A 25499-nucleotide genomic window follows, 5' to 3' on the forward strand; every position below is an offset into this window, starting at 1 on the left:
TCCCCCTTTATATATAAAGAGCGAGAGGAAGAGCTATGACAAAGGTGCATCAGCGATTAATTTCTATTTTAGAGGAATTTTTAGAAGAGAAATCGATGTTAAATCGAGCTTTTTTAGCAGGCCGTTTACATGTATCAACGAAGACGATTCAAAAGGATATAAAATTATTAAATGATATATTGGAAGAAAACGGAGCGAAAATCGAATCGCAAAGAGGGAATGGGTACGAATTAGAAATTATACAAAAGAAGAAATTTGAAGACTTTTGTGTGAGTCTATTTCAAAAACAGACGGAAAAGATCCCAACTTCTTATGAAGAAAGAATAGCGTACATTCTGCAGCGTGTTTTAATGACAGAGGGATATGTGAAGCTTTCAGAATTAGCGGAAGAGATGTATGTGAGCAAATCAACGGTCAATTTAATTATGAAAGATGTTACAGATATATGTGGTTGCTATGAATTACAAATTGAGAAGAGACCGTATTATGGTATACGTATTGTTGGAGAGGAATTTAATATTCGTTCTTGTTTATCACAATATGGTTTACCGCGTTATGATCATACTCCGTTTCATGAGCAATTTGAGCAGACGGAGACATATTTATCGCTACCTCATATATCACTCATTCGTTCAATTATATTAAAGTATATTGAAGGCGGAACAATATATTTATCTGATATAGAAATTGATAATTTAGTCATTCATATTGCAATCGCATTAAAGCGTTGTCAAAGTCAACATTATATAAAAGGACTGCATGCGGAGCAATCAGAACTTATACTAAAGAAAGAATATACAATTGCGAAGCAGATTTTAGGAGATTTAGAGAAAGAGTTGAAATTTTCATTTCCAGAAGAAGAAGTATTATATGTGACGATGCATTTATTAAGTACTGCTGTTACAACGAGAGATCGCTATGAAAATGTAGAAGAGCTATTAGGGAAAGATATATATGCATTTATGCAACATATTCTTTTTAAAGTAGCGGAAGAACGGAATCTTATTTTTTATTATGATGAAGAATTATTATTTGGATTTGGTATTCATTTAAAAACGTTATTAAATCGTTTGAAGTATAAGCTAAATACGAGAAATCCTCTTTTGGCAGAAGTGAAAAAGAATTATCCGTATGCTTTTGAAATTGCTGTTCTCGTTGGAGATATCATTGGTGAATATACGGGTGAATCGATCCCTGAAAGTGAAATTGGTTATATTGCAATTCACTTCGGCGGAGCGATGAGCCGTTTGCAGGAGCAAAATCAAAAGAAAAGATGCTTATTAGTTTGTGCGACTGGTCAAGGAAGTGCACAACTATTAAAATATAAAATTTTATCACAGTTCCGAGATAAATTAGAGATTGTAGGTATTACAGGCTATTATCAATTGAAAGTAGAAGATCTTTATAAAGAAAAAATAGATTGTATTATTAGTACGATTCATATACCGAGTGGCTTGCCTGTTCCAGTTATAAAAGTGAATTCAATATTTGATGATAAAGAGATTAAATCGATTGGTCAGCGGTTGTTTACGCATGTGAATACTAGTGTGCAGCCTTATATTAAGGAAGATTTAATCTTTTTAAATCATAATGCTTCTACGAAAGAGGATGTTATTCAGTTTTTATGTGAAAAAGCTGCTGAGAAACGCTATGTACCAAAAAACTTTTATGCTTCTGTTATGGAGAGAGAAAATACGTCTCCGACAGCGGTTGGGAATTCAGTTGCAATCCCGCATCCGATGCAGTTATTAAGTGAGGAAACTTTTTTGATGTTTTGCACACTTGAAAAGGCTGTTGATTGGGGAGATAAAAAAGTACAAGTAATTATTTTATTTAGTGTAAAGCGCAATAATAATGAAGATTTGCAAAGGCTTTATGATTTTTTATATGATATTATGTCTAGTCAAACTACGATAGAGAAACTTACTCAGACCGAGGTAATTGAAGATTTTCAAGAGATTTTATTATCATTTTGAAAAAGTATATAAAAACTTCCGTTACATAACGGAAGTTTTTTATGTTTAATTGTATGCGTTTTCATAATAAGATAAAAATATAGAAAACATATAGCTTGGGGGAATTTAAAATGGCTGATATGCAAACTCCATTTGCGTTAATTTTACATGGTGGCAATGCGAGAAGCGCGGCGCTTGAAGCAATTGCTTTTGCAAGACAAGGAGATTTCGGGAATGCCGGTGAAAAGATGAAACTTGCTAGTGAGGAAATTTCAGCAGCGCACCGTATTCAAACGGATTTAATTCAAGAAGAGGCAAGAGGAAATCATGCAGAAATTAGTTTACTGTTAGTGCACGCACAAGATCATTTAATGAATGCAATTACAGTGAAAGAACTGGCTGAAGAATTTATTGCTCTTCATAAACGAGTAGAAGAGAAAGTGACCGTATAAGATGTACATTTTATTATGTTGTGCAGCAGGTATGTCAACGAGTATGGTCGTAAGAAAAATGCAAGAAGAGGCAAAGAAACAGGGGAAGAATTATAAAATTAAGGCGGTTGATTCAGAACTAGTGAAGCTTGAAATTAAGGAAGCCGATGTCGTTTTAATTGGCCCACAGGTGAAATATTTATTTCCAGCTGTAGAGTTTCTTGCAAATTCATACAACATACCAGTTGCGATTATAGACCAACGAGATTATGGTATGTGTGATGGTTTGAAAGTGCTTAAGCAAGCAGAACAATTAGTTTTAGCATAATTATATCTTTTTAAATATAAACATTATAATGTTATAAAGTTTATTTCATTCTTTTATAGTAGAGAGAAAGAGGAGGGCTATTGATGAATGGGTTTATGAGTTTTATGGAACAAAAGATTATGCCAACAACGCAAAAAATTGCAGGACAACGACATTTATTAGCAATTCGAAACGGGGTTATTTCTACATTACCGTTAACGATCGTCGGATCATTTTTCGTTATCTTTTTAAATTTACCAATTGATGCATATATGGAATGGATTGCACCGTTTCGCCATATTCTAGATATTCCATTTCGATTTACAGTAGGACTAATGGCATTATACGCAGCATTTGGAGTAGGGGCTTCGCTCGCGAACTTTTATCAGCTCAATCAGTTAAGTGCAGGGTTATTATCTGTACTCGCCTTTTTACTAGCATCAGTTGAACCAATTCAAATTACGAAAGCTGTACCAGGTGTTATTGATGCAGGGAGATATATTTCAGTAGGAACATTAAGTGCAACGTCTTTATTCGGCGCAATTGTTACAGCATTAATTGCAGTAGAAATTTATCATTTTATGATTAAGCATAATATCTCGATTAAATTACCAGATAGTGTACCACCAGCAGTTTCAAATTCGTTTGCAGCATTAATTCCAACATTAGCAGTTATTCTTTTATTCTGGGGCATTCGCTACGGTTTGAAATTTGATGTAAATACAACAATTACATACTTAATCGCACCACTAAAATCAGTATTAGTAGGAAATAATTTATTCGGCGGTTTATTAACAGTATTCTTAATCGTATTTTTCTGGTCATTCGGTATACATGGACCAGCGATTTTAGGACCAATTATTCGTCCGATGTGGGATTCAGCAATTCTTGAAAATATGGAAGTATTCACGGCTACAGGAAATGCACATCAGTTACCAAACTTATTTACAGAGCAATTCATTCAATGGTTCGTATGGATTGGCGGATCAGGCTCAACGTTAGCTTTAGTAATTATGTTTATGTTCTCTAAATCTAAGTTCCTAAAAGAGTTAGGTAGATTATCATTCGTACCAGGTTTATTCAATATTAACGAACCAATTATTTTCGGTGCACCAATTGTAATGAACCCAATCTTAATTATTCCGTTCGTTATTACACCGTTAGTGACAACGACAGTATCATATTTCGCAGTTGTTTCAGGTATGATTCCACTCATGATGGCGAAACTGCCATTTACGATGTTAGCACCAATTGCAGCGGTGATTAGTACGGACTGGACAATTATGGCTGGTGTACTTGTACTTGTTAACTTTGTTATCTCGTTCGTTATTTACTATCCATTCTTCAAAATGTATGAGAAACAACAATTAGCAGGAGAGGAGAAAACAGAATGCTCGGAGCAATTATCATCTTAATTACATTCGTGGTCGGACAGTGTATTGCCCATTATTCGAAATGGGTACAAAGTAAATCTTTATTAGTGTTACTACTAGTATCAGTTTTATTTATCGGTTGTTCAATGGGTGCATATGTAATGTTAGGATTGCAATCACCGTACGTAATTATTGTACCGACAATTTTATGTGCAACGTGTTTATCTGCAAAATATAGATTTACGAGCATGGCATTAATACAACGTGTGAAGGAGATGCAAAAGCATGGAGCGTAAATTAGGAATTTCACTTTATCCAGAACATTCAACGAAAGAAAAAGATATGGCTTATATTTCCGCAGCGGCACGACACGGTTTTTCAAGAATATTTACTTGTTTGTTATCTGTGAATCGTCCGAAAGAAGAAATTGTAGCTGAATTTAAAGAGATTATCAATCACGCAAAAGATAACAATATGGAAGTTATTTTAGATGTAGCTCCGGCTGTGTTTGATCAGCTTGGTATTAGTTATAGCGATTTATCATTCTTCGCGGAGTTAGGCGCAGACGGTATTCGTTTAGATGTAGGCTTCGACGGGTTAACTGAAGCGAAAATGACGAATAATCCGTACGGTTTAAAAATTGAGTTAAATGTAAGTAACGATATTGCGTACTTAGAAAATATTCTTTCGCATCAAGCGAATAAATCAGCCTTAATTGGTTGCCATAATTTTTATCCGCAAAAATTCACTGGTCTTCCGTACGATTATTTCATTCGCTGCAGTGAACGCTTTAAAAAGCATGGTATTCGCAGTGCAGCCTTTATTACATCACATGTCGCAAACATCGGTCCATGGGATATTAACGATGGATTATGTACATTAGAAGAGCATCGTAATTTACCAATTGAAGTACAAGCGAAGCATTTATGGGCAACAGGGTTAATTGATGATGTCATTATCGGAAATGCTTATGCGAGTGAGGAAGAGTTAGAAAAACTAGGAAACTTAAATCGCTACATGTTACAGCTAAAAGTGCACTTTGTAGACGAAGCGACTGAAGTAGAGAAGAGAGCTACGCTGCAAGAATTACACGTAAGGCGCGGCGACATAACAGAGTATATGGTACGTTCTACAGAAGTACGTAAAAAGTACAAAGACTATGACTTCCCAGTGCGCGAAAGTGTGCTACAGGAAAGAGGGCAAGTTGTAATTGGTAATAACTCATTTGGAAAGTATAAAGGTGAACTGCAAATCATCTTGAAAGAAATGCCGATAGATGAACGGAAAAATATCGTCGGTACAATTGCGGAAGAGGAGTTATTCTTACTAGATTATGTAGGAGCTTGGACGCAGTTTACTTGTGTGGAATAGGGAAGATAGGGGGCGTTCCAAATTTTGGACCGCCTTTTTAATATTAAAGTACTTTTAACGTCAAAATTTGTCGGTAAATCGATATCTCTTGTCGAATCGTTGATATATTATAAATTACGATAGATATATTCGAAAAATCGTTGATATATTGTAGGTTACGATAGATATATTTGAAAAATCGTTGATATAATTTCATTTACTATGTCATTTTTCAGTAGTTTAATAGAGTAAAAAAGAGCCAGCCTCAACGATGAGACTGACTCTTTTTTACTAACTAGTTTAATACTTTAACTGTAACTGTTTTACGTCCCCAGCTACTTGATGTACCTTTATCTGGCATTAAAACGTCGATTTTATTACCTTTAATAGCTCCACCAGTATCACCAGCGATTGCTACTCCGTAACCTTCAACCCATACTTTTGAACCTAATGGAATTACACTTGGATCAACTGCAATAAGTTTCATGTTTGGATTAGCTGTTAAGTTATGACCTAAAGCTGATTTTACTTGGTCGCCTGCTTTATAACCATTTTCAAGTGGATCTGCTGTGTAAGCTGTTGCTACAACACGTAACTCACGAGAAGATGATGGTGCACTTGTTTCAGTTTCTTTTGCAACAGGTTGTTGTGTAGCTGGTTTTTGAGCTTTAGCCGCTTCACGAGCTTTAGCTGCTTCTTGAGCTTTAGCCGCTTCACGAGCTTCAGCCGCTTCTTGAGCCTTAGCTTCTTGAGCTTTAGCCGCTTCACGAGCTTTGGCTGCTTCTTGAGCCTTAGCCGCTGCTTGAGCTTCAGCATCTGCTTGAGCTTCAGCATCTGCTTGAGCTTTAGCCGCCTCTTGAGCTTTAACTTCTGCTTGAGCTTCAGCATCTGCCTGAGCTTTAGCTGCTTCTTGAGCCTTAGCTGCTTCACGAGCTTTAGCCGCTTCTTGAGCTTTAACTTCTGCTTGAGCTTCAGCTGCTTCGCGAGCTTTAGTTGCTTCTTGAGCTTTAGCTTGAGTTTCAGCTACTTCCTGAGCTTTAGCCGCTTCACGAACTTTAGCTGTATCTTGAACTGTAGTCGTTTTTTCAACTTTAGCTACTGGTTGAACTTTAACTGGTGCTTTACCTGTTAAGTAAGGAACATGAACATAAGCTGTTTTTCCGTTATATTCAAATTGAATCCAATCATTTTGTACTTGGTGTGTTGTTTCAATTACATCATCTTTTTTCAACTTACCAAGAATCTCTGAGTCTGTGTTTGCTCCAGCACGTACGTTTAATACGTTTGCTGTTACGTAGTAAGTGTCTTTTGTATAGTCAGCGCTTATGAAAGCTTCTTTACCGCTATTCAATTGAACTTTTGACCAACCATTTTCTGTATGTAAAACATTTACTTTATATCCATCTAATAATTTTCCTACAACTTTTGATTCAGTAGTTGGGTTTTCTCGTACGTTTAGTACGTCAGTCGTTACGATTGTTTCTGCTTTAGCAGATGTTGTGAAAATCCCAAGACCAAAAACCGCTGCTGTTGCTATACCCATAAATTTTTTCATAATAGCCTCCATTGCATTTGTTTTCGTTGACCTCATTATAGCAACCATTATTTTCTTATTTGCGAAAAACATAAAATTACAAAGCTTTCGTAACGGGGCATTAATATTCTGTAACAATTCCATAAATATCCTGATAGCGCTTCCTTGTTGTTTTTTGGCGTATCAGGGCATATGAAACACAAAATGAGTAGTATTTCAATTACTTTAACGTTAATAATGTTACAGTAATATTTCTGAGTGATATCTATAGCGTTACGAAAGTAGCGTATTTTACTGTTTGAATGGAAATTTAGTTATAAAACGATAATATTTTTAGGCGTGAAAATATATAAATGAGGTGAAATTTAATAAAATATCGATATAATTGTTACAAAATCAGTCGAAGTATGGAAAAAATTACGCCTTGATTTTCGTCTGTTACATAGTATTTTTGCAATAATAGAATTAGATAATAGCCTTAGTACCTATAAATAATGAAGAGTATTAGAATGATAGTTGTAACGTGAAACATATATAATAGAAGAAACTCAATTTAGTAGATAAATAAAAAACGTAGGAGTGTAAACTCCTACGTTTTTGTTTATTCATATCGTAAACATTCAATTGGATCCAGTTTGGCAGCTTTGTTAGCTGGTAGTAAACCGAATATAATACCGATTAACATGGAGATACCTACTGCAAGAAGTCCAAGTTCTTTTGAGACAACGAGTGGCCATCCAGCAAAGATTGAGACAATCCAAGCGAAGAAAATACCGAGCATGAATCCGATGAAACCACCAAGTCCTGTTAAAATACAAGATTCGATTAAGAATTGTGTTAATACTTTACCACGTGTTGCACCAAGTGCTTTACGAATACCAATCTCCCGTGTACGTTCTGTTACAGATACGAGCATGATGTTCATTACACCGATACCACCAACAAGTAAGGAGATAGCAGCAATACCACCAAATACCATTTTCATCATACCAATTGATTCGTCTAGTTGTTTCGTAAATTCACCTAAGTCTTGTGCTTCGAATTTGTGCTCAAATTTAGGAGCTTTCATTTCGTTTAAGACAGAAACGGCTTGTTTTTCTACACTTTTACGTTCTGTCGGAGAGGTCATTGTTAATCTTACAGAGTCATACTCATTTACTCCTGAAATGACAGGCGCATTTTCAAGTGATGTATAACCTTCAGGCATAGGCATTCCAAAGTCGTTTTTCGTTTCGTATACACCAACTATTTTATACGGCTTTCCTTTTATATCTGTGTATTGATTTGATTCCCAACCACTACTAAATAATTTGTTGAAAGCTTCTTCATTTAATATAACAGCAGGGATTGCTTGGTTTAGTTCACTGTCATTTAATTCACGACCGTGAACTAATTTTATTTTCGAATCTGTCATAAAGGCGCCTGTTCCACCTTTTAAATCAAGATTTACATCTTTTGAACCAGCAGATGCTTTTACTTTCATACTTACGTCTGGATACACATCTTTAACGCCTGGTACAGTTTGCAGACGGTTTAGCATATCAGGTGTGATTTTGGCACTATCTGTTCCGTAATCAGGATTGTTGTAGTAAATCGTTACTTCGTTATCTTTTCCTTGGCCTAATTCTTTTTTAAACTTTGCATTTGTACCATCACCCATTGAAATGATAGTAATAATGGCACTAATACCGATAATAATACCTAACATCGTTAAAATAGAACGCATTTTATGAGCAAAGATAGAGGAAAGGGCCATGCGTATATTTTCACTCGTATTCAAAATTAACCTCTCCAATCTTGGACGATATTTCCGTCACGAATTACAATTTGACGTGCTGCAGCTTCCCCGATTTCACGGTCATGGGTAATCATAATAATTGTTGAGCCTTGTTTATTTAATTCGTAAAAGAGGTCCATAATTTGTGTGCTTGTTTTTGTATCAAGTGCTCCCGTCGGTTCATCGGCTAAAATGAATTTTGGGTTATTTACGATTGCACGTGCAACAGCGACACGCTGCTTTTGTCCACCTGATAATTCGTTCGGTAAGTGAGTAGCGCGATCAGCTAAACCGACTTTTGTTAAAGCAGCTAATGAGCGCTCGCGTCTTTCTTTTTTATCGACTCCAGCGTAAATAAGAGGTAGTTCTACATTTTGAAGCGCTGTAAGTCTCGGTAATAACATGAAGTTTTGGAATACGAATCCGATCTCTTTATTACGTACGTGTGCAAGTTCTGTTTCAGTCATGTTTGAAATATTTTGACCGGCTAGTTCGTACGTACCTGTCGTCGGTTTATCTAAGCAACCGATAATGTTCATTAATGTTGATTTACCAGAACCAGAAGGTCCCATAATAGAAGTGAATTCTCCTTGGTTCAGTGTTACGTCAATTCCGTGTAATATTTGAACGGATTCTGCACCATTTTGGAAGGATTTCGTAATGCCTTTTAAGTTAATCACTGGGCGACAACCTCCATACCATCTTTTAAGTCTTTTTCAGGTTTAGAGATAATTTCCTCTCCTTTTTTCACTCCAGAAACTTTTGCTTCGCTATCAGTCTCGAATTCAACAGTAACTGCTTGTTCTTTCGCCTTACCGTCTTTTACAACGAAGACAACATTTTTATCACCTTTTTTCACGATACTGCTTTTCGGAACAATTGTACCAGTTGCTTCGCCAGATTTACTTGTTACGTAAACGTGGAAGCCGTTTTGTAATTCGTCACTATTATCTAATGTGACAGTGAATTGATAGTTAGAAACAGTTTTATTTTCATCCATGCTCTTTAATGGTGTAGAACCGATTTCTGTTACTTTTCCTGTCCAAGTCTTACCAGCGACAGTTTTTGATGAAACAGTTACTTCTTGCCCAACTTTCATACTAGCAAGCTCATATTCAGAAAGTTGACCTTTTACTTTAAATTGACCAGCGTGACGAAGAGTAATTCCGCTCATACCTGTTTTTTCGTCAGCAGTTTTTACGATATCATCAATTACGCCATCAGCAGGACTTGTTACAGAAAGAGTGTTTACTTTCTCTTTTGCTGCTTTAATCATTTCATCAGCTTTTTCAACTTCAAACTTTTTCATTTCAAGTTGTGATTCTAATTGCCCAACTTCAGCTTCTGATGCTTTTAATGCTTCAGCGGGAAGGCCTGCATTTTTATCTTTTTGTAATTTTTGTTTCGCCGCATCAATTTGTTTTTGGAACAACGTTACTTCTTTTTGTGCGATTTTCTTTTGCATTTCTGCTTCTGTTACACCTTGTTTAGCAGTCGGGTCATTGTATTTAAATAGAAGCTGACCTTTTTTCACTTCATCGCCTTTTTTTACAGCTAATTCATATGTTCCTTTTGTTGGATCGAATGAAATAGTTTCAATTCCATTTGGAATAACTTCGCCACCAAATTTTTGCGCGTTTTGGATTTGTTTTTCAGTTACTTTATATCCGCTATATGCCATTGCTACTTCTGAACCGCCCCCAGCAAATGCAAAGTATGATCCAGCTGCAATTCCGATTGCTACTACACTAGTAATTAACACCTTATTTTTCTTTTTCATCTATTTATCACCTTTTCGTTCGTTTTAGTATCTACATTAAGTATAGAAGAGGTGAAGAATCTGACAAATCGTTTTAGCTTACAATAACCTTACAGTTTTGTAAGGTATGAATATGTAAATGTAAGGTAGAGGTTGTCCTATTGTAAGCAAATGAATTGACTCGTTGTTTCTTTCTTACAATAATATTGTATGAAGGAGAGGAGGAAGGAAGATGGAAGCTTATTTTAGTGCGCATCCATTAAAACCGTTTATTCCATACTCAAGGCAACATGCCATTATATTATTTATTATGTTGGTGGGGATATTTTTTCTGTATCAATACCAAGATTTATTACGTCAAAATGAGTGGAATATAACGGTTCGATATGCGATTGCATTTTTATTTATAGGTAGTGAAATTGGGCTTCATATGTGGGAGTGGAAAGCGGGGATTTTTGAGCTAGCTACTTCATTACCGTTTGAGTTATGTACAATTAGTTTGTTGTTAGCGTCGATTATGATTGTAACGAAAAGTTATCGAATATATGAGATTGTATTTTTTACGGGAATTATTGGTGCATCACAAGCCATTTTAACACCAAATTTGCAATATGCTTTTCCGCATTTTCGTTTCATTGAATATTTTATCGCGCATGTATTGCTTATTTGGGCACCACTCTTTATGACTTGGGTGGAAGGCTATAGACCGACCTTGCAATCTATTAAGCGTACGATGATATTTTTAAACATATTGATTCCGCTTGTTTCGTTTGTGAATTATAAAACAGGTGGTAATTATATGTTTTTAGCTCATAAGCCAGAAACAGCTTCATTACTCGATATGTTAGGACCGCATCCTTACTATATTATTTCATTAGAACTCGCAGCACTTATTGGATGTTTTATTTTATATATGCCGTTTGCGAAAAGAGAAAGGCATGCGCATAAAGAATCACTAGGATCATAACCTAGTGATTTTTTACGTTTAAAATATTTACAATTCAGAAAATTAAGAATAAAATTAGAGAGTAAAATATAAAGAGAGAGAAGGGAAAACGTGGTCAAAAAAGTTTTTCTGAATGGGATGGAAGTGACAATTCAATTTATTATTTCGATTTTGGGGATTATTATGTTAGGGGCTCTGCCGAAATTGTTTTATGGATTTAAGCTGGATGTATCAAAGTACATACAGAGTTTAAAAGAAGTGTTTGTGAACTTAATGGATATTTCCAATTTGCAATATGTGAGAGGTAAATTTTTATTTCCGCAGCTGTTCGTCCATTATAAAGAAACGATTATTATTTTTTTAGCTGCTTTTTTTATTTCATTATTTGTAGCATTTTGTATTGTTTATGTAATTATGAGTAGTTCACCGCGTATACAACATCGAATTAAATCATTTCTCATCTTCCTAGAATCCATTCCAGATATCCTTCTTATTTTAGTATCACAAATTTTAGTTGTATGGTTTTTTAAACAAACAGGTTTTTTACCTTTTCAAATTGCTTCAATTGGAGGCGAGTCGATTAGAGGGTTGCCAATATTGTGCTTGAGCATCCCGACTACGATTATGTTTGTAAAAATGGTCGTGCTTCGTTTTGAAAATGAACTAGAAAAAGATTATGTACTATTTGCTAAGGCGAAAGGGCTGGGGCGCTTTCATATTTTAAATCGTCATATTTTACGAAATGTGTTGCTTAGTACATTATTCTTTGCGAAAACGAATATCTTTTTTATGTTATCTAATTTATATATTATAGAATGGATTTTTAATACGGGTGGTATTTTTATGTTTTTGAAATCGTATTTCGGTATTAGAGTTGAGGTTTTCATCGTTAGTGTGCTTCTTATATATATTCCGATTTTTATTTTATTTAAATTGTTTCATTATCTCATTCCGGCTGCGATGAAGGAGAGATTATAATATGTGGACGTATATAAAACGTGATAAAAGATTTTGGATAAGCATTGGGTTTCTTCTCCTATTAGTTCTTTTGAGCATCGGAAATACGTTATGGAATGATGGACATATTAGACAAGTTACATTGCAATATGATGTGGATGAAAATCCACAAGTGCCACCGTTTCCACCTTCATTACAATTTTTACTCGGGACAGACCGGAAAGGGTATGACCTGTTACATTTAGTCATTGAAGGCGCGAAGTGGACGATTGGTATATCTATTTTAATTGCGGCACTTAGAATGGTGATAGGTGTGTTTTTCGGTGTCGTACTCGGAACGTATATAAAAAGAGGATTTTCAAAAATTGAGGCTTTCTTTGATAGTTTTACAGTTATTCCGACAGTTATGATTGCGTATTTTTTTCTTCAATCTGCAAATGCATTTGGAAGCGGAGAGGAGACAACAACCTTTTTTGAAAGGGCTTCGTTTCAAGTGGTATTACTTGTACTGCTTGTAATGCCAGTTATTGCACTGTATGTTGCGAAGGAAGTTCGTAAATTGCGAACGGAAGAATTTGTTGATGCCGCGCGCATATTAGGCGGATCGAGAAGACGTATTGTTATAAAACATCTTTTTCCGCATCTCTATATGACTTTTATACTCGTATTTCTTCAACAGTTTACGCAGAGTCTTACTATTTTACTGCACTTAGGATTACTTGAAGTGTTCTTTGGTGGGACTGTTACGTTTGGTGGACCTATAAAAGAGGTGGAATCTTATACGCATGAATGGTCAGGTTTAATTGGAGTATACTTTAGATCATTAACAGTGCATCCATGGATTCCTCTCGTCCCGATTACATTTTTCGGGCTAACTATTTTTTCAGGAAATATGATTGTGAAAAGTATAGAAGAGGCAATGTTGAAAGTAAGGTTAGGAGGGGAGAGAAAGAGGAAAGATGTAGAAGAGGAACAATCTGCTTTGCAGTCAAAAGAAGAGTTATTTACTTTTAAACATACGATGTGAAGAGAAAGAAGAAGCAAGCATGGATTTCATGCTTGCTTCTTTTCTTTATTTTGTAGAAACTTCACCTGCAGCTTCTGTTTGCGGAATAAAGTATCCAATTATACCACCGATTATTGCTGGAATGATCCAGCCAATTCCTAAGTTATAAAAAGGAATGGTGTGTACGATATTAGCGATAAAATCTGGTATCATTTCCACATTATCAAGTGCATGAATACAGCTAATAATAAACGCTGCGATCATCGCTCCAATGTAGACAGAAGGTTTACGTTTCGTATATTTATCGATAAATGATACGAAAACTAAAATGATCGTAATTGGGTACAAAATAATTAATACAGGTAAAGTAATTTTAATTAATAAGCTTAATCCTAAGTTTGAAATAACGAAACTAAAGATACAAACGTATAGTACAAGCTTTTTGTATGAAACATTTGTTAGCACTGTTGTGAAGTAATTTGCAAATGCACTTACAACACCAATTGCCGTTGTTAAACAAGCGAAGATAATGGCGATACTTAATAAAATATTACCGCTTGTCCCAAAAAATTGATACATAACAGTAGCTAATAGCTGCCCACCGTTTTCGAATTGTCCTAAGTTTCCGTTTGAAGCTCCAATATAACCGAGTAAGAAGTAAACAATTGTTAAGAATAGAGCAGCGATACTTCCGCAAATGATTGTATATTTTGCGATAGATTTCTTCTCTTGTATACCATTTTGACGAATTGCATTTACAACAATTGTTGATAGTACGAGAGCGCCAATTGCATCTAACGTTAAAAATCCTTCAAGAAATCCTTTGAAAAACGGGATGTCTTTATAGTCACCGATAGGCTCTGCAAACGTCCCTGGTGAAAGAATCGCTTTTGTTGCCATAATTGCAATAATTACAAGTAAAATTGGCGTTAATATTTTACCGATATGATCTACTAGCTTGGATGGATTTAATGATAAGAAGTAAACGACTGTAAAGAAAATCGCACTAAAAACTAACATAGAATACCATTGATCTGGGAAAAGTGGTGCAATCCCGATTTCATAAGATACAGATCCAGTTCGTGGAATAACAAATAGTGGGCCGATTGAAAGATAAATAATGATAGCGAATACTGCTGCGAATTTTGGATGAACACGGCTCGCTAAAGTGTTAAAACTACCACCAGCAAGGGCAACAGCAACGATAGCAAGTAAAGATAAACCGACGTCTGTAATAATAAACCCTGTAATGGAAACCCACATATTTTCTCCGGAAGAAAGACCGAGAAGGGGCGGGAAAATCATATTACCAGCACCGAAGAAAACTGCGAATAGTAATAAACTAATCGAAAGTATTTGCGCTGGTTTTAAAGTTGTATGCATATAAAGAAAATCCTCCTAATGAGTGTTTTTGTCGAAAATTCAAACAATTTGTCGAGTAACTGTTATTATTTTAAAGGTCTGATGACTAGAAAGCAATAGGGAATTTTGAAAATATTAAAAAATAATGCATTAAATCGAATAAATATACTATTTATATGTTTAATAGGAAGGATTTAACTTTTAACGTAAAAAAACACATATCGCTAGGATACGTGTATTAAAAATATATTTTTCTATCGCGTTCTTCTTTTAAAATTTCAACCGCTTCTCGGAAACGTTGTGAATGAACGATTTCACGTTCACGTAAGAAGCGTAGACTATCATTTATATCTGGATCATCGGATAAGTTAATGAGCCATTGATATGTTGCTCGTGCTTTTTCTTCAGCTGCAATATCCTCGTATAGATCGGCAATTGGATCACCTTTAGCCTGTATATAGGTTGCAGTAAATGGAACACCAGCAGCGTTATGGTAATGAAGAGCACTGTCATGATCAGCGTAATGAGGGTCAAGACCAGCAGCTTTCATTTGTTCAGGGGTCGCATCTTTCGTCAGCTTATAAACCATCGTAGCAATCATTTCAAGGTGAGCAAATTCTTCTGTACCAATATCAGTAAGTAGGCCAATGACTTTATCAGGAATTGTATAACGTTGATTTAAGTAACGTAGTGCAGCAGCTAATTCTCCATCTGCACCACCGTATTGCTCGATTAATAATTTTGCAAGTGCGGGATTGCAAGTTCCCACTTTAACTGGGTATTGTAATTTCTTTTCATAAATCCACATAGTTTCTCTCCTTTATATTTGCCATGGCCAAGGACCTTTGCTCCATTCCCAAGGGGCATTAGAATAGCTGTTTCCAAACTGTTGGAGTGGTCCGTATTTTTCTTCCATCTTTTGTTTTAATACTCTCCGTTTATAGGAAAAGTCATTAAATTGATTAATCGCAGCGGTGTCATCTGGATGTGTATCTAAATAAAGAGTGAGTTCAACTAGTACAAAGTCCAGTTCTTGAAGCTCCAGTAAAAGTTTATAGTATTCTTCTGGTAGCGATTGATTCACGACAGTAGTCACCGCCCTTTTTTATAAGGATTTTCATAATAGTCATAAAAAACAGGCCATAAAGTCCCTTTTTGTAGTGCTTCTTTTGGTGTGAATTGTGGTAAGTTTGGCGGTTGAAAGCCTAAAAATAAATTAGGAGGAGTAGAATAATATTTTTTTCCAATAGGAGGACAGGGATCGAGAGGACTATGATAGGGCACGAATGATCTCATATATTTATTCACGAATAAACCTCCTTAAGTGTTCATTACTACGTATTGTATTCAGACATAATAGGCATTTATGACACATATAAAAAAGTAATAGGTACGGGGGGAATGAATGTGGAGAATGTGAAACAATTCATTGTATTGGAAGTGAAAAACTTAAAGGAAACTTTGTATTTTTACGAAGGGATTTTAGGAATTAAACCTAGTTTAGAAAGACCTCAATTAGATGTAACAGGGGTTTGGTATGATGCTGACTCAACGAGAATTAGTTTTATTATGAAGCGCAGTTTGGGCGGGCGTGAGAAGAGTGTTACGGACTCAGTTGATGTTCTAACGTTTTCAATTTCTAACATAGAGAATGTAAAGAAGAGGTTAGTATTTTATAAAATCGCATACACAGAAAACAAAAGTGAGAAGAGTATTGTGGTACAAGACCCGGATGGATATAAACTTCAAGTGATAGAGAAGGATGAATAGACGGAGGGGATTTAGTGGAGAGAAATTATGAAGAAAGTGCGTTGTTTGAGCATCAATTTTGGTTAAAAGTACTTACTGATCATGCACAATTTTTACTGGATGCATTAGCTCCGAAGGAAAAAGAGGATATAAAAAAAGCTACTTACTTTGTTGAAACATTTACGAATTTGTTAAATAAAGTTCGGAATGTGAATCTGATGGCATTTTCAAAAGAGGCAGAACAAGCCGCTAAGGAGATTCGGGCGTTTAAATTAAATATTATACAGAAGCAGTTGGAAGGGAAATTTACGATTCATTTTACGCCAACTTTTATTAATCATATGGTAAACGAAGTGGAAGAGTATATAGCAGTTTTAGAGTTTTTGAAGAAAGGGGAAGTTCCGCCTGTTTTTCATGAATTACATTATCATCTCGTTTGGTTAACGGATGCGGCTGGTCACGCAGGCTCTATTTCTGGTGGATTAGATCTTGTTGAAAAAAGATTAAAAGAGAAAAGCGAAGAATTTACGAAGCATTTTGAACAATTTTACTTAAAGGCAGTTGAAATGACAGGGTATTTACGAACGGAGCTTCATCATTTTCCAGCATTAAAGAAGTTTACGAAAGATGTTTCACTTGAATTGAAATTATTTTCGCATTTTTTACATGAAGTGGAAGAGCTCGAGTTATCGAATGAAGTATTAAGTGTATTATCGGCTAGAATGGCAGATCATATGGCAAGAGAGGAATGTTACTACTTATTAAAACTAGCTCAATCGTCTGGACTTGAAATGCCGAAATGTAATCCGCTTTAAAGAAAAAGAGGTCAATTTTATTTGGCCTCTTTTTCTGTTTTATTGTCTCTTTTTATTTTTGCTTGTTCAATGCTTGCCTGTAATGTCTCCATAATATTAATGATGTTCGGAGTTGGAGAGATTGTTTCAGTTTTTTCCTGTTGTTCAATTTTATTCTCGATTAATTCGGTAAGGGCTTCTTTATATTCATCTGTATACATTTCTTGTTCAAAAGGATTTGTAAGGTGGTGGATTAAATTAATTGCTGCGGTGAGTTCTTGTTTTTGTATAGGATAATTTTCGTTACTTGGTAAGTTAGGTGTATTTGTTATAGCGCGAATTTCATTAGGGTAGTGGATGGTTTGTAACATTAGTCCATCTTCAAAGTTACGGATAATAGCTAAATGTTGTTTTTTTCTAATAGAAATATGAATAAGCCCAAGTTTATTTGTACGTTCAAGAGCTTCTTTTAATAATAAATAGGATTTTTCATGTCCTGGGGTAGGTCCTATAAAATAAGAGCGATCATAAAGAACAGAATCAATTTCGTTATTTTGGACAAAAGATATAATACGAATGGATCGTGGTTCATGAGCTTGTTGTAATTCAGCTAATTCTTTTTCATCCATAATAATATATTTATGAGGTGCGTATTCATAGGCTTTTACAATATCGTTATCATCAATTTCTTCATCCGTACAATCGGGAGCGAACTTTTTATATTTAATAGGTGTTAAGCATTCTTTATGGAGACTTAAAAATTTTATGTCGTTTTCTTCTACGGCACTGTATAGTTTAATTCCTATATTTAATAGTCCAAGTGAAAGTGCGCCTTTCCAGACGGTATGCAAATGAAACATCTTCCTTCGTTCAAAAATGGTTATGTATATTATGAGATAGTAAGAAATTTCCTATACGTTTTTTGTTTTTTACGGAAGGGATTGGAATATAAAATATATTGACAAGCCCTCTGAAATATTTTAATGTGAGTGTATAAAATTGTGTATAAAGGGGAGTAACTTATTACAATAAAGTCGTCATTACAGGGAGAAACCCTCGGCTTTATTGGCAACGTTTCGTTGTTAGTGAGACCTTTACCAGCAATGGTAAAGGCCCCTTTCTGTCTTTTTGAGGACCCTTACCATATTTGGTAGGGTCCTTTTCGTATACAAAGAGAGGAGATATAAAAATGAAAAAACTTATTAGTAGATTAAGAGTTGTATTTCATGTTCGCCGATTTGTTCCATTCCTATTTGACTTTTTTACTTCAAAAGAGGTTTCAATAAAGAAGAAAATTTTATCTGTTGCTTTTTTAGTTGGGTATGTAGCGATGCCGCTCGATTTAATTCCAGACTTCCTACCGTTTATCGGTATTTTAGATGATATTGGAGTTGTGTTATTTATTTTGAACCGAATTGTAAAAATGGCGCCAGTTCAATTACAAGAAAAGCATAACGTAAACGTAGGATAGGAGTTAAAAATATGGAGCAAATTATTTTAGATATAATCGAGTTTTTAAAGCAGTTTTCTTATTTTGGAGTTGTGTTAGCATTAACGTTTGAATTTATTCCGGCAGAAGTAGTGTTGCCTATGGTTGGGTATTGGGTATACGAGGGAGATATGAATTTTTGGTTGGCTGTATTAGCAGGGACACTTGGTGGAACGACAGGACCTTTAACGTTATATGCACTCGGTTATTACGGTGGTCGTCCGCTATTAATAAAATACGGAAAATACTTCTTTATTAAAGAAGAACAAATTCAAAAAGCAGATGATTTCTTTGAGAAATATGGACCAGTTGTAGCATTTGTTGGACGCTTTGTACCTGGAGTGCGAACGCTTATTTCTGTTCCATGTGGTATGGCAAAAATGAACATATGGAAATTTAGTATTTATACATTTGTAGCAATGTTCCCGTTAACGACTTTGTATGTTTATTTTGGAATGAAATTAGGTCCACATTGGGAAAAAGCAGCGGATGTTGTTGGACAATATATGCTACCGATATTAGGAGGCGTTATTCTTATTGTTGCTAGTATCTTTGTCTATAAATATATGAAAAAAAGAAACAAAACGGAATCTATCTAGTCATTTGAATATTTTTTGAAAATAGATGAATAGTACAGGCAAAAGACTCTGGGGGACATACACATATAGGGAATATAAAAGAGAGAGGGGAAACAACTATGTCTTGTGAGTGCTCAGGGTCAGCATTAACTTGTTGTCCAGATAAAAATTATGTGCAAGATAAAGTGTGTAGTCCGTGGTCAGGAACTGTAGTGGCGACTGCTATTACGAATGTACTGTACAACAATAATATTAATCAAAATATGATTGGAACAGGGTTTGTTCGATATGACGTCGGACCGGCTCCGATCACACTGACAGTTTTAGATGCAGCAGGCGCTACAATTGATACACAAACATTAAACCCAGGAACAAGTATAGCTTTTACGTACCGTCGTTTCGTAACAATTGAAGTAACTTTACCTGCTGCAACAGCTGGAACATATCAAGGGGAGTTTTGTATAACTACACGTTATCCACTTTCATAATAGAAAAGGAGAGGGCTAAGATGTACAATTCTAACTTATCATGCTGTTCCAGTAAAACACTTGTTCAAGATCAGGTATGTATAGATTGGGCTGCTACTGGTGCGGTAACTGAAACAGTGTATACGAATAATATTACGCAAGATTTATATGCATCAGGTTATGTGAAATATGATGTAGGTACAGCTCCAATTACGGTGAATTTTTTAGTAGGAGCGACAGTGGTGAATACAATTACTGTACAACCACAAAGCAGTGGATCATTTACAGTAAGATACTTTACTACAATTCAAATTGTAACAACAGGAACGGGAGTAAGCCAAGGACAATTATGTCTGACAGTACGTTATCCAATTTCATAAGCAAAAGCATACCAAGTGGTATGCTTTTTTATATAGTTTGTAAGTTAAGGTGGTGAAGAAATTTATAAGCAAAATGAGAATTGACAACAATATTTTCCTTCCATATATCGGGTTGGGTTATTTGGAATATCAATGATAGCCACAGATTGTAAGGATTGACCTGTATATGACATTGTGTTGCCAGGATAGACTGTAAAAGTATTTGTCACCTTTCCGATAATTTGAACGGTAATTCCTGCAGTACTACTAGTACTATTATACACAGAAATGGTACCAGATATTTTAACTACACCATCTCCTTCCCATAAGATTAATGTAGGATTTTCAGAAGGTGGTGGAATTTCTTTTGTTATAAGAAAATTACCGGCAAATTCATTTGTAATTAATTCACAGCCTGGTGGTTCTGGTGGATTAGGTGGATCATAGGGAGGGCAGATGATAGATAAAGGGGCATAACAGCCGATATTTTTTTACAAGCCATTAGTAGCTCCTCCCTTCATACTTTCTTTTTATTACTATTAAATGTTGGAAAACGATAGTTGTGTTAATAAAGGGGCGAAAAATTTCAGGAAAGTTTGTTTAATAGGCTTCCAAATCATAATAATGAATAAGAGTCTGTTAGACACAAGGTACTTGTATAAGATAATACAAGTAATGTTGGATGTTACAGAAAAATGACTGTATATTTACAAAAGTTAAATAAATTTCATTTTCACTTTAAACGAAGTTAATATGTGTTCGATACAATAACCATTGTAATTAATTCATTATATGAGGAGGATTTACGTGGACAGAACTGATTTACGAAAAGTAAAAGGCCTTATTGGATTATTAATGGTTTTTGTATTAGCATTCGTATCATTTCCGTGGAGTACATCAGTCAAGGCGGAAGAGAAAAAGCAAGAAAAGGCATCAAGTGAGAAGAAGATAGTTTTTCCAGTTGTAAGTGATGTGCATATTAAAAATAGTGGAACGGATGATACGTTTCGCTGGAAAAGAGCGATTGAACAGTTTAATACATTAGCACCGAAACAAGATGCGTTTGTTATTGTAGGTGATTTCACAGATACAGGATCAGTGCAGCAATATGATCGTTTCATGCAAGTGTATAATGAAAATGCAAATAAAGATGCAGTGCGAATGAATTCTCTCGGTAACCATGATTATTGGAACGGTTTATCCGTAGAGGGTGCACAGAAGCGTTTCTTAGAAAAAACAGGTATGGAATCAATTTATTATCATAAAGTGGTAAAAGGTTATCACTTCCTTGTTATGTCTCCAGAGAATGGAACAACACATGGTTATTATTCGGACAAGCAAATTAATTGGTTAAAAGAAGAAATGGCAAAAGCACAAAAAGATGATCCAGAAAAACCGATTTTTGTATTTTTACATCAACATATTAAAGATACAGTGTACGGTAGTCAGGAATGGGGAACACAAGATAGCGCAAAAATTAATGCAGTGTTAAAAGAATATCCACAAGTTATTACGTTTTCAGGTCATTCACATTATCCGTTAGATGATCCGAGATCGATACATCAAAAAGACTTTACATCAGTTGGTACATCTTCAGTAAGTTATATGGAAGTTGAAGGTGGTAAAGTACAAGGGAATATCCCGCCAGGAGCTAGTACGTTAAGCCAAGGTTTATTAGTAGAAGTAGATGAAGAAGAAGTGACGATTAATCGCCGTGATTTCCATACGAATTCTTGGACAGGCGAGCCTTGGAAAATTAAATTACCAGCAAAGAAAGAAACATTTACACATGTAGAAGATCGTGATAAAGAAAAGCCTTACTTTGCTAAAGATGCAAAGCTTGCTGTATCAAATGTAACAGAAAATGCGGCAACAGTAACATTCCCGCAAGCATTGGACAACCTCCTTGTTCACTCTTACCGTGTGCAGGCTAGAGATAAGCAAACGGGTGAAATAAAAAATAAATTGTTAGCATTCTCAGAGTTTTATCGTGATCCAGTGCCGAAAGATCTTACGTTTACGCTTGCAGGGTTAGATGGCGGGAAAGCATATACACTTGAAGTAGTTGCGATTGATTCATTTGGCAATGAAACCGCACAGCCGTTAACTGCGGAAATTACTACGAAAAAAGATAATATTGACCCGAATGTGAAAGTACCAAAAGCTGATGTTTTCGATGTAAATTTTGCAGATGGTACATTTAAAGACAATTCACCATTTGGTACAAAAGGTGATGTGAAGGGCAATGTGACTATTGAATATGATAAAGCATTGAAGAAGAATGTTATGAAGTTAAACGGAAAAGCAAATACATTTGGATACCTTCCATTTTCAGCAGCACAAAAAGAGAAAATAGTAAATACGTTTACATTAGAAACTGTATTTTCAATGAATGAAATTCGCGGACAAGGTATTTTGCAAAATACAGAGAGCGGCGGAATTGGATTTGAGTCTACAGGAAGTGGATATGTTGAATTATGGGCTCACATTGGAGGTAGCTATAAACGTGTTGGCGTTCAATTAGAAGCGAACAAAACGTATCATTTAACAGGAACGTATAACGGAAGCGAAGTGGCAATTTACGTAGATGGTAAAAAAGTAAATAGTCAGCCAGCTCAAGGAAAAGTTTATAACCCGAACGTACCATTTGCATTTGGAGCGGATCCTGATAGTAACGGAAATGGTGGTATTCCGTTAAATGGACAAATCGCGTTAGCAAAATTATATAGTAAAGCTTTAAGTTCTTCAGAAGTATTAGCATCATACAATGAGTTTTCTAACCGTACGAAGTTAGAGCAAGTAAATGCGTTATTTGAAGAGCTTGGAAAAGTAAAAGAAGTGTTAGTTAGTACGTATGAATTTGGTAATAAGCCAGGTCAATATTCAAAGGAAGCATTTCAAGAACTAGAGAAAAGCTATAACATTGCAAAGCAAGCATTTGAAAATGTAGGAAGTACTGGGGAACAAATTATTCAAACATATAACGAATTAAAATCAGCTAATGTAACATTCGTACAATCAAAAGTGGCAGAAGAACAACCAAAAACAACGAAAGAAAAATTACAAATCAATATTGAATCTGCAAAAGCAGTAGTGAAGAAAGCGCAAGCTGTAAATGTAACAGATGGTTCAGTGAAATCATTACAACAAAAAATTACAGTGGCCGAAGCTGTAGTGAAAGATGTAAAAGTAAAAGATGTACAGGTAGAAACGATGAATCGTACATTAGAGTATGCGATTTCACTTGTTGAAAAAAGTATGAACAAATAAGAGAGAAGAAAAGAAGCTTATCATGATAGGCTTCTTTTTTGTTATACTAAAAGTAGCATAGAAAGAGGGAGCGAATAAGTTGGAACAGAAAAAGCTAAAAAGAATTCTTGAATATGTATGGATCGCGGTTGTGCTCCTTGTAGGATATTATTTATTAAAAGATAAAAGTATTTGGGTTTTATTCTTAATGACGTTTTTATTAGCAGGATTAGGAACGTTATTTATTAACTTCTTCTTTGATAGTTTGAATGCCTGGAAGAAGAAAAAGAAGGGGACGAAGTAAAGGAGGGAATATATGCAAAAGTGGAAGCTCATATATCAGGTGATTATTTTCTTAGTGCTTGTGGGTATTGGAATGATCAAATACTCGACACCAATAGGAAATTGGGCATGGTTTACAGCTTGCATCGGCATATTTTTCATTTTACAATCGTTAACGAAAAAATATAATAGTACAGAAAGATAGCTCGCCATTTTATCGGCGAGCTATTTTGTTATGCTTTTTTCTGTTCATCATTTGTTTTTTCAATAGCTAAATGACTATGCTTTCTAGAGTAGAAGAAATAGAAGCATAAGCCGACTATAAGCCAAACTGCAAAGCTAATCCATGTTGTTTTAGACAAATTGATCATTAAATATAAGCAGCAAAGAATCGCGACAACTGGTAGTACAGGTACGAAAGGTGTGCGGAATCCGCGTTTTAAGTCAGGATGTGTTTTTCGTAAAATAAGTACTGCGCAGCAAACGAATGTAAAGGCTGTTAACGTGCCGATGTTTACTAAATTCGCTAGCAAATGTAAGTCTAAAAGGCCTGCTAATAAAGCAGCAACAACGCCAGTAATCCACGTATTTAATAAAGGGATTTTTACTCTTTTATTTACACGTGCTAACGCTTTTGGAAGTAGACCGTCACGGCTCATTGCATATGAAACGCGAACTTGTCCATACATAACGACTAAGAGGACGGTTGTCATTCCAGTCATCGCTCCAACAGCGAGTAGTCCTGCAATTGTATCCTCACCAACGAAATGCAATGCAAATGCAACTGGATCAGAAACGTCTAATTGCGTATAAGGAACCATACCTGTTAAAACGAAAGATACAATCATATATAAAACAGTACAAATAAGAAGAGAACCGATAATACCAATTGGTAAATCACGCTGCGGTTTTTTCGTTTCTTCTGCAGCGGTTGCGATTGCATCAAAACCTAAAAAGGCGAAAAACACAGTGGCAGCGCCAGTAATAATACCGTCGTATCCGAATGGAATGAACGGTGTCCAGTTTTCAGGTTTTACATATTTTGCGCCTGCTACGATAAAAGCGATAATAACTGCTAGCTTGATAAGAACCATAATATTATTAATGCGAGCGCTTTCGCGTATACCAAAACTTAAAAGACCAGTAATAAGAAGTAAAATACAGACAGCAGGTAAATCGATGAGACCACCTTTTCCTACGCCGGGGGCCGAGGCGATTATGGCGGGCAGGTGTATATTGAACCCTTGTAGTAATGATTGCAAATAACCAGACCAACCGACAGCTACTGCTGCAACGGCAAGTAAATATTCGAGCATTAAACACCATCCGACGATGAAGGCGACGACTTCTCCGACTGTCATGTATGCGTAAGTATACACACTTCCTGAGACAGGAATAGAAGAAGCAAATTCAGCGTAACAAAAGGCTACACAAGCACAAGTAAATGCAGCAATAAGGAATGATAGCATAATACCAGGACCAGAATGTTTTGCTGCAACAATACCTGTTAATACAAAGATCCCTGTCCCAATTACGGCGCCGATTCCTAAAAACGTTAAATCGAGTGCAGTTAATGTTCTAGCTAGCTGCTTTGGTGATTCAGTATTAAGCGCTTTTTTTCGTAATAATGACTTCACTTTGGACTCTCCCCCCGTTTTTTCATTTCCATAACTGCGACTATAGTATGAGCCCATTAAAAAAGAGTAAGTAAGGAAGTGGAGGTGCAGTTATGGTATATAGTTTTTAAAATTGCTGGATTAATCTTAATATAATTC

29 protein-coding genes are annotated in these 25499 nt (G+C 35.5%); 18 read left to right on the top strand and 11 right to left on the bottom strand.

Annotation, left to right across the window (positions count from 1 at the left end; all coding sequences use genetic code 11):
* Window positions 1-35: 35 nt before the first annotated feature.
* From D1166_RS20690 to D1166_RS20715, 6 genes are all read left to right on the top strand, one after another.
* Window positions 36-1976, top strand: a complete 1941-nt coding sequence (locus tag D1166_RS20690; protein WP_097797237.1) for a BglG family transcription antiterminator — start codon at window positions 36-38, stop codon at window positions 1974-1976.
* 110 nt (window positions 1977-2086) lie between these two features.
* The gene (locus D1166_RS20695; protein WP_000774631.1) at window positions 2087-2407 is read left to right on the top strand and encodes a PTS lactose/cellobiose transporter subunit IIA; all 321 of its coding nucleotides are present in this window, start codon (window positions 2087-2089) and stop codon (window positions 2405-2407) included.
* Window position 2408: 1 nt separating this feature from the next.
* A complete protein-coding gene (locus tag D1166_RS20700) occupies window positions 2409-2714 on the top strand; it encodes a PTS sugar transporter subunit IIB (RefSeq protein ID WP_000275642.1) in 306 nt (101 codons plus the stop codon).
* An 83-nt stretch (window positions 2715-2797) separates the two neighbouring features.
* The gene (locus D1166_RS20705) at window positions 2798-4108 is read left to right on the top strand and encodes a PTS sugar transporter subunit IIC (RefSeq protein ID WP_001013053.1); all 1311 of its coding nucleotides are present in this window, start codon (window positions 2798-2800) and stop codon (window positions 4106-4108) included.
* Window positions 4084-4362, top strand: a complete 279-nt coding sequence (locus tag D1166_RS20710; RefSeq protein ID WP_000900048.1) for a hypothetical protein — start codon at window positions 4084-4086, stop codon at window positions 4360-4362. Before D1166_RS20705 ends, D1166_RS20710 begins: the two co-directional genes overlap by 25 nt.
* Window positions 4352-5437, top strand: a complete 1086-nt coding sequence (locus D1166_RS20715) for a DUF871 domain-containing protein (protein WP_000440054.1) — start codon at window positions 4352-4354, stop codon at window positions 5435-5437. The genes D1166_RS20710 and D1166_RS20715 overlap by 11 nt, the downstream gene beginning before the upstream one ends.
* 274 nt (window positions 5438-5711) lie before the next feature.
* On the opposite strand, the gene entC is transcribed toward D1166_RS20715, so the two are convergent.
* The 4 genes from entC to D1166_RS20735 all read right to left on the bottom strand — a co-directional run bounded on the left by entC (window position 5712) and on the right by D1166_RS20735 (window position 10507).
* Complete coding sequence (entC, locus tag D1166_RS20720; protein ID WP_118043411.1) at window positions 5712-7094, bottom strand: cell wall-binding protein EntC; 1383 nt, start codon at window positions 7092-7094, stop codon at window positions 5712-5714.
* A gap of 457 nt (window positions 7095-7551) precedes the next feature.
* Window positions 7552-8706, bottom strand: coding sequence for an ABC transporter permease (locus tag D1166_RS20725; protein ID WP_001986269.1), 1155 nt, complete (start codon window positions 8704-8706; stop codon window positions 7552-7554).
* Between the two features lie 26 nt (window positions 8707-8732).
* Window positions 8733-9407, bottom strand: a complete 675-nt coding sequence (locus tag D1166_RS20730; RefSeq protein ID WP_000609104.1) for an ABC transporter ATP-binding protein — start codon at window positions 9405-9407, stop codon at window positions 8733-8735.
* Entirely contained in the window at window positions 9404-10507 is a 1104-nt protein-coding gene (locus tag D1166_RS20735) for an efflux RND transporter periplasmic adaptor subunit (RefSeq protein ID WP_000728828.1), read from the bottom strand. Before D1166_RS20735 ends, D1166_RS20730 begins: the two co-directional genes overlap by 4 nt.
* A 211-nt stretch (window positions 10508-10718) precedes the next feature.
* Here D1166_RS20735 and D1166_RS20740 point away from each other — a divergent pair, with 211 nt between their 5' ends.
* The 3 genes from D1166_RS20740 (at window position 10719) to D1166_RS20750 (ending at window position 13416) form a co-directional block, all read left to right on the top strand.
* Window positions 10719-11453: a YwaF family protein gene (locus D1166_RS20740; RefSeq protein ID WP_016109278.1), complete on the top strand. Its 735-nt coding sequence runs from the start codon at window positions 10719-10721 to the stop codon at window positions 11451-11453.
* A 90-nt stretch (window positions 11454-11543) separates the two neighbouring features.
* Window positions 11544-12410, top strand: a complete 867-nt coding sequence (locus D1166_RS20745; RefSeq protein WP_118043412.1) for an ABC transporter permease subunit — start codon at window positions 11544-11546, stop codon at window positions 12408-12410.
* Between the two features lies 1 nt (window position 12411).
* Complete coding sequence (locus D1166_RS20750) at window positions 12412-13416, top strand: ABC transporter permease (protein ID WP_000269984.1); 1005 nt, start codon at window positions 12412-12414, stop codon at window positions 13414-13416.
* 45 nt (window positions 13417-13461) lie between these two features.
* Here the strand turns inward: D1166_RS20750 and brnQ2 are convergent, their stop codons facing one another.
* The 4 genes from brnQ2 to D1166_RS20770 form a co-directional block, all read right to left on the bottom strand.
* Window positions 13462-14778, bottom strand: coding sequence for a branched-chain amino acid transport system II carrier protein BrnQ2 (gene brnQ2 / locus D1166_RS20755; RefSeq protein ID WP_000557553.1), 1317 nt, complete (start codon window positions 14776-14778; stop codon window positions 13462-13464).
* A gap of 217 nt (window positions 14779-14995) precedes the next feature.
* Window positions 14996-15565 (bottom strand): spore coat protein CotJC, encoded by a 570-nt coding sequence (gene cotJC / locus D1166_RS20760; RefSeq protein ID WP_000265274.1) that lies wholly within the window; start codon window positions 15563-15565, stop codon window positions 14996-14998.
* Between the two features lie 12 nt (window positions 15566-15577).
* Window positions 15578-15841 (bottom strand): spore coat protein CotJB, encoded by a 264-nt coding sequence (locus tag D1166_RS20765; RefSeq protein WP_001076509.1) that lies wholly within the window; start codon window positions 15839-15841, stop codon window positions 15578-15580.
* 8 nt (window positions 15842-15849) lie between these two features.
* Window positions 15850-16065 (bottom strand): spore coat associated protein CotJA, encoded by a 216-nt coding sequence (locus D1166_RS20770; protein WP_001046257.1) that lies wholly within the window; start codon window positions 16063-16065, stop codon window positions 15850-15852.
* 93 nt (window positions 16066-16158) lie between these two features.
* Between D1166_RS20770 and D1166_RS20775 the strand changes: the two genes are divergently transcribed.
* Together D1166_RS20775 and D1166_RS20780 are read left to right on the top strand one after the other, a co-directional pair.
* Window positions 16159-16527 carry a VOC family protein gene (locus D1166_RS20775; protein WP_044129442.1) on the top strand — a complete coding sequence of 123 codons (369 nt, stop codon included), beginning with the start codon at window positions 16159-16161 and terminating at the stop codon, window positions 16525-16527.
* A gap of 14 nt (window positions 16528-16541) precedes the next feature.
* Entirely contained in the window at window positions 16542-17321 is a 780-nt protein-coding gene (locus D1166_RS20780; protein WP_098542575.1) for a DUF2935 domain-containing protein, read from the top strand.
* 17 nt (window positions 17322-17338) lie between these two features.
* On the opposite strand, the gene ku is transcribed toward D1166_RS20780, so the two are convergent.
* Window positions 17339-18151 carry a non-homologous end joining protein Ku gene (ku, locus tag D1166_RS20785; protein ID WP_000557746.1) on the bottom strand — a complete coding sequence of 271 codons (813 nt, stop codon included), beginning with the start codon at window positions 18149-18151 and terminating at the stop codon, window positions 17339-17341.
* Window positions 18152-18489: 338 nt separating this feature from the next.
* Here ku and D1166_RS20790 point away from each other — a divergent pair, with 338 nt between their 5' ends.
* The 4 genes from D1166_RS20790 (at window position 18490) to D1166_RS20805 (ending at window position 20214) form a co-directional block, all read left to right on the top strand.
* Complete coding sequence (locus D1166_RS20790) at window positions 18490-18771, top strand: YkvA family protein (RefSeq protein ID WP_000733854.1); 282 nt, start codon at window positions 18490-18492, stop codon at window positions 18769-18771.
* Window positions 18772-18782: 11 nt separating this feature from the next.
* Window positions 18783-19388, top strand: coding sequence for a DedA family protein (locus tag D1166_RS20795; RefSeq protein WP_000435017.1), 606 nt, complete (start codon window positions 18783-18785; stop codon window positions 19386-19388).
* 98 nt (window positions 19389-19486) lie between these two features.
* Complete coding sequence (locus D1166_RS20800) at window positions 19487-19855, top strand: DUF3992 domain-containing protein (protein WP_001277547.1); 369 nt, start codon at window positions 19487-19489, stop codon at window positions 19853-19855.
* Between the two features lie 20 nt (window positions 19856-19875).
* Window positions 19876-20214: a DUF3992 domain-containing protein gene (locus tag D1166_RS20805; RefSeq protein ID WP_000282809.1), complete on the top strand. Its 339-nt coding sequence runs from the start codon at window positions 19876-19878 to the stop codon at window positions 20212-20214.
* 62 nt (window positions 20215-20276) lie between these two features.
* Here the strand turns inward: D1166_RS20805 and D1166_RS20810 are convergent, their stop codons facing one another.
* Window positions 20277-20678: an S-Ena type endospore appendage gene (locus D1166_RS20810; protein ID WP_033668249.1), complete on the bottom strand. Its 402-nt coding sequence runs from the start codon at window positions 20676-20678 to the stop codon at window positions 20277-20279.
* 322 nt (window positions 20679-21000) lie between these two features.
* Here D1166_RS20810 and D1166_RS20815 point away from each other — a divergent pair, with 322 nt between their 5' ends.
* The 3 genes from D1166_RS20815 to D1166_RS31355 all read left to right on the top strand — a co-directional run bounded on the left by D1166_RS20815 (window position 21001) and on the right by D1166_RS31355 (window position 23929).
* Window positions 21001-23463: a LamG-like jellyroll fold domain-containing protein gene (locus tag D1166_RS20815; RefSeq protein WP_118043413.1), complete on the top strand. Its 2463-nt coding sequence runs from the start codon at window positions 21001-21003 to the stop codon at window positions 23461-23463.
* A gap of 79 nt (window positions 23464-23542) precedes the next feature.
* Window positions 23543-23746 (top strand): hypothetical protein, encoded by a 204-nt coding sequence (locus D1166_RS20820; RefSeq protein WP_000435800.1) that lies wholly within the window; start codon window positions 23543-23545, stop codon window positions 23744-23746.
* A 12-nt stretch (window positions 23747-23758) separates the two neighbouring features.
* Window positions 23759-23929 (top strand): hypothetical protein, encoded by a 171-nt coding sequence (locus D1166_RS31355; RefSeq protein WP_001174850.1) that lies wholly within the window; start codon window positions 23759-23761, stop codon window positions 23927-23929.
* Between the two features lie 28 nt (window positions 23930-23957).
* On the opposite strand, the gene bcaP is transcribed toward D1166_RS31355, so the two are convergent.
* The gene (bcaP, locus tag D1166_RS20825; protein ID WP_097856618.1) at window positions 23958-25361 is read right to left on the bottom strand and encodes a branched-chain amino acid transporter BcaP; all 1404 of its coding nucleotides are present in this window, start codon (window positions 25359-25361) and stop codon (window positions 23958-23960) included.
* Between the last annotated feature and the right edge of the window lie 138 nt (window positions 25362-25499).

It is taken from the genome of Bacillus sp. ISO11 (assembly GCF_003458115.1).
Taxonomy (GTDB): domain Bacteria; phylum Bacillota; class Bacilli; order Bacillales; family Bacillaceae_G; genus Bacillus_A; species Bacillus_A cereus.

Bases quoted from the DNA above. Each gene is read 5' to 3' on its own strand.
- D1166_RS20750 (WP_000269984.1), top strand. From the start codon at position 12,412: ATGTGGACGTATATAAAACGTGATAAAAGATTTTGGATAAGCATTGGG.
- D1166_RS20715 (WP_000440054.1), top strand. From the start codon at position 4,352: ATGGAGCGTAAATTAGGAATTTCACTTTATCCAGAACATTCAACGAAA.
- D1166_RS20775 (WP_044129442.1), top strand. From the start codon at position 16,159: ATGAATGTGGAGAATGTGAAACAATTCATTGTATTGGAAGTGAAAAAC.
- D1166_RS20690 (WP_097797237.1), top strand. From the start codon at position 36: ATGACAAAGGTGCATCAGCGATTAATTTCTATTTTAGAGGAATTTTTA.
- brnQ2 (WP_000557553.1), bottom strand. From the start codon at position 14,778: ATGCATACAACTTTAAAACCAGCGCAAATACTTTCGATTAGTTTATTA.
- D1166_RS20740 (WP_016109278.1), top strand. From the start codon at position 10,719: ATGGAAGCTTATTTTAGTGCGCATCCATTAAAACCGTTTATTCCATAC.
- D1166_RS20700 (WP_000275642.1), top strand. From the start codon at position 2,409: ATGTACATTTTATTATGTTGTGCAGCAGGTATGTCAACGAGTATGGTC.
- D1166_RS20725 (WP_001986269.1), bottom strand. From the start codon at position 8,706: ATGGCCCTTTCCTCTATCTTTGCTCATAAAATGCGTTCTATTTTAACG.
- D1166_RS20795 (WP_000435017.1), top strand. From the start codon at position 18,783: ATGGAGCAAATTATTTTAGATATAATCGAGTTTTTAAAGCAGTTTTCT.
- D1166_RS20800 (WP_001277547.1), top strand. From the start codon at position 19,487: ATGTCTTGTGAGTGCTCAGGGTCAGCATTAACTTGTTGTCCAGATAAA.
- D1166_RS20790 (WP_000733854.1), top strand. From the start codon at position 18,490: ATGAAAAAACTTATTAGTAGATTAAGAGTTGTATTTCATGTTCGCCGA.
- D1166_RS20710 (WP_000900048.1), top strand. From the start codon at position 4,084: ATGCTCGGAGCAATTATCATCTTAATTACATTCGTGGTCGGACAGTGT.
- D1166_RS20805 (WP_000282809.1), top strand. From the start codon at position 19,876: ATGTACAATTCTAACTTATCATGCTGTTCCAGTAAAACACTTGTTCAA.
- D1166_RS20735 (WP_000728828.1), bottom strand. From the start codon at position 10,507: ATGAAAAAGAAAAATAAGGTGTTAATTACTAGTGTAGTAGCAATCGGA.
- cotJC (WP_000265274.1), bottom strand. From the start codon at position 15,565: ATGTGGATTTATGAAAAGAAATTACAATACCCAGTTAAAGTGGGAACT.
- entC (WP_118043411.1), bottom strand. From the start codon at position 7,094: ATGGAATTGTTACAGAATATTAATGCCCCGTTACGAAAGCTTTGTAAT.
- D1166_RS20695 (WP_000774631.1), top strand. From the start codon at position 2,087: ATGGCTGATATGCAAACTCCATTTGCGTTAATTTTACATGGTGGCAAT.
- D1166_RS31355 (WP_001174850.1), top strand. From the start codon at position 23,759: ATGCAAAAGTGGAAGCTCATATATCAGGTGATTATTTTCTTAGTGCTT.
- D1166_RS20705 (WP_001013053.1), top strand. From the start codon at position 2,798: ATGAATGGGTTTATGAGTTTTATGGAACAAAAGATTATGCCAACAACG.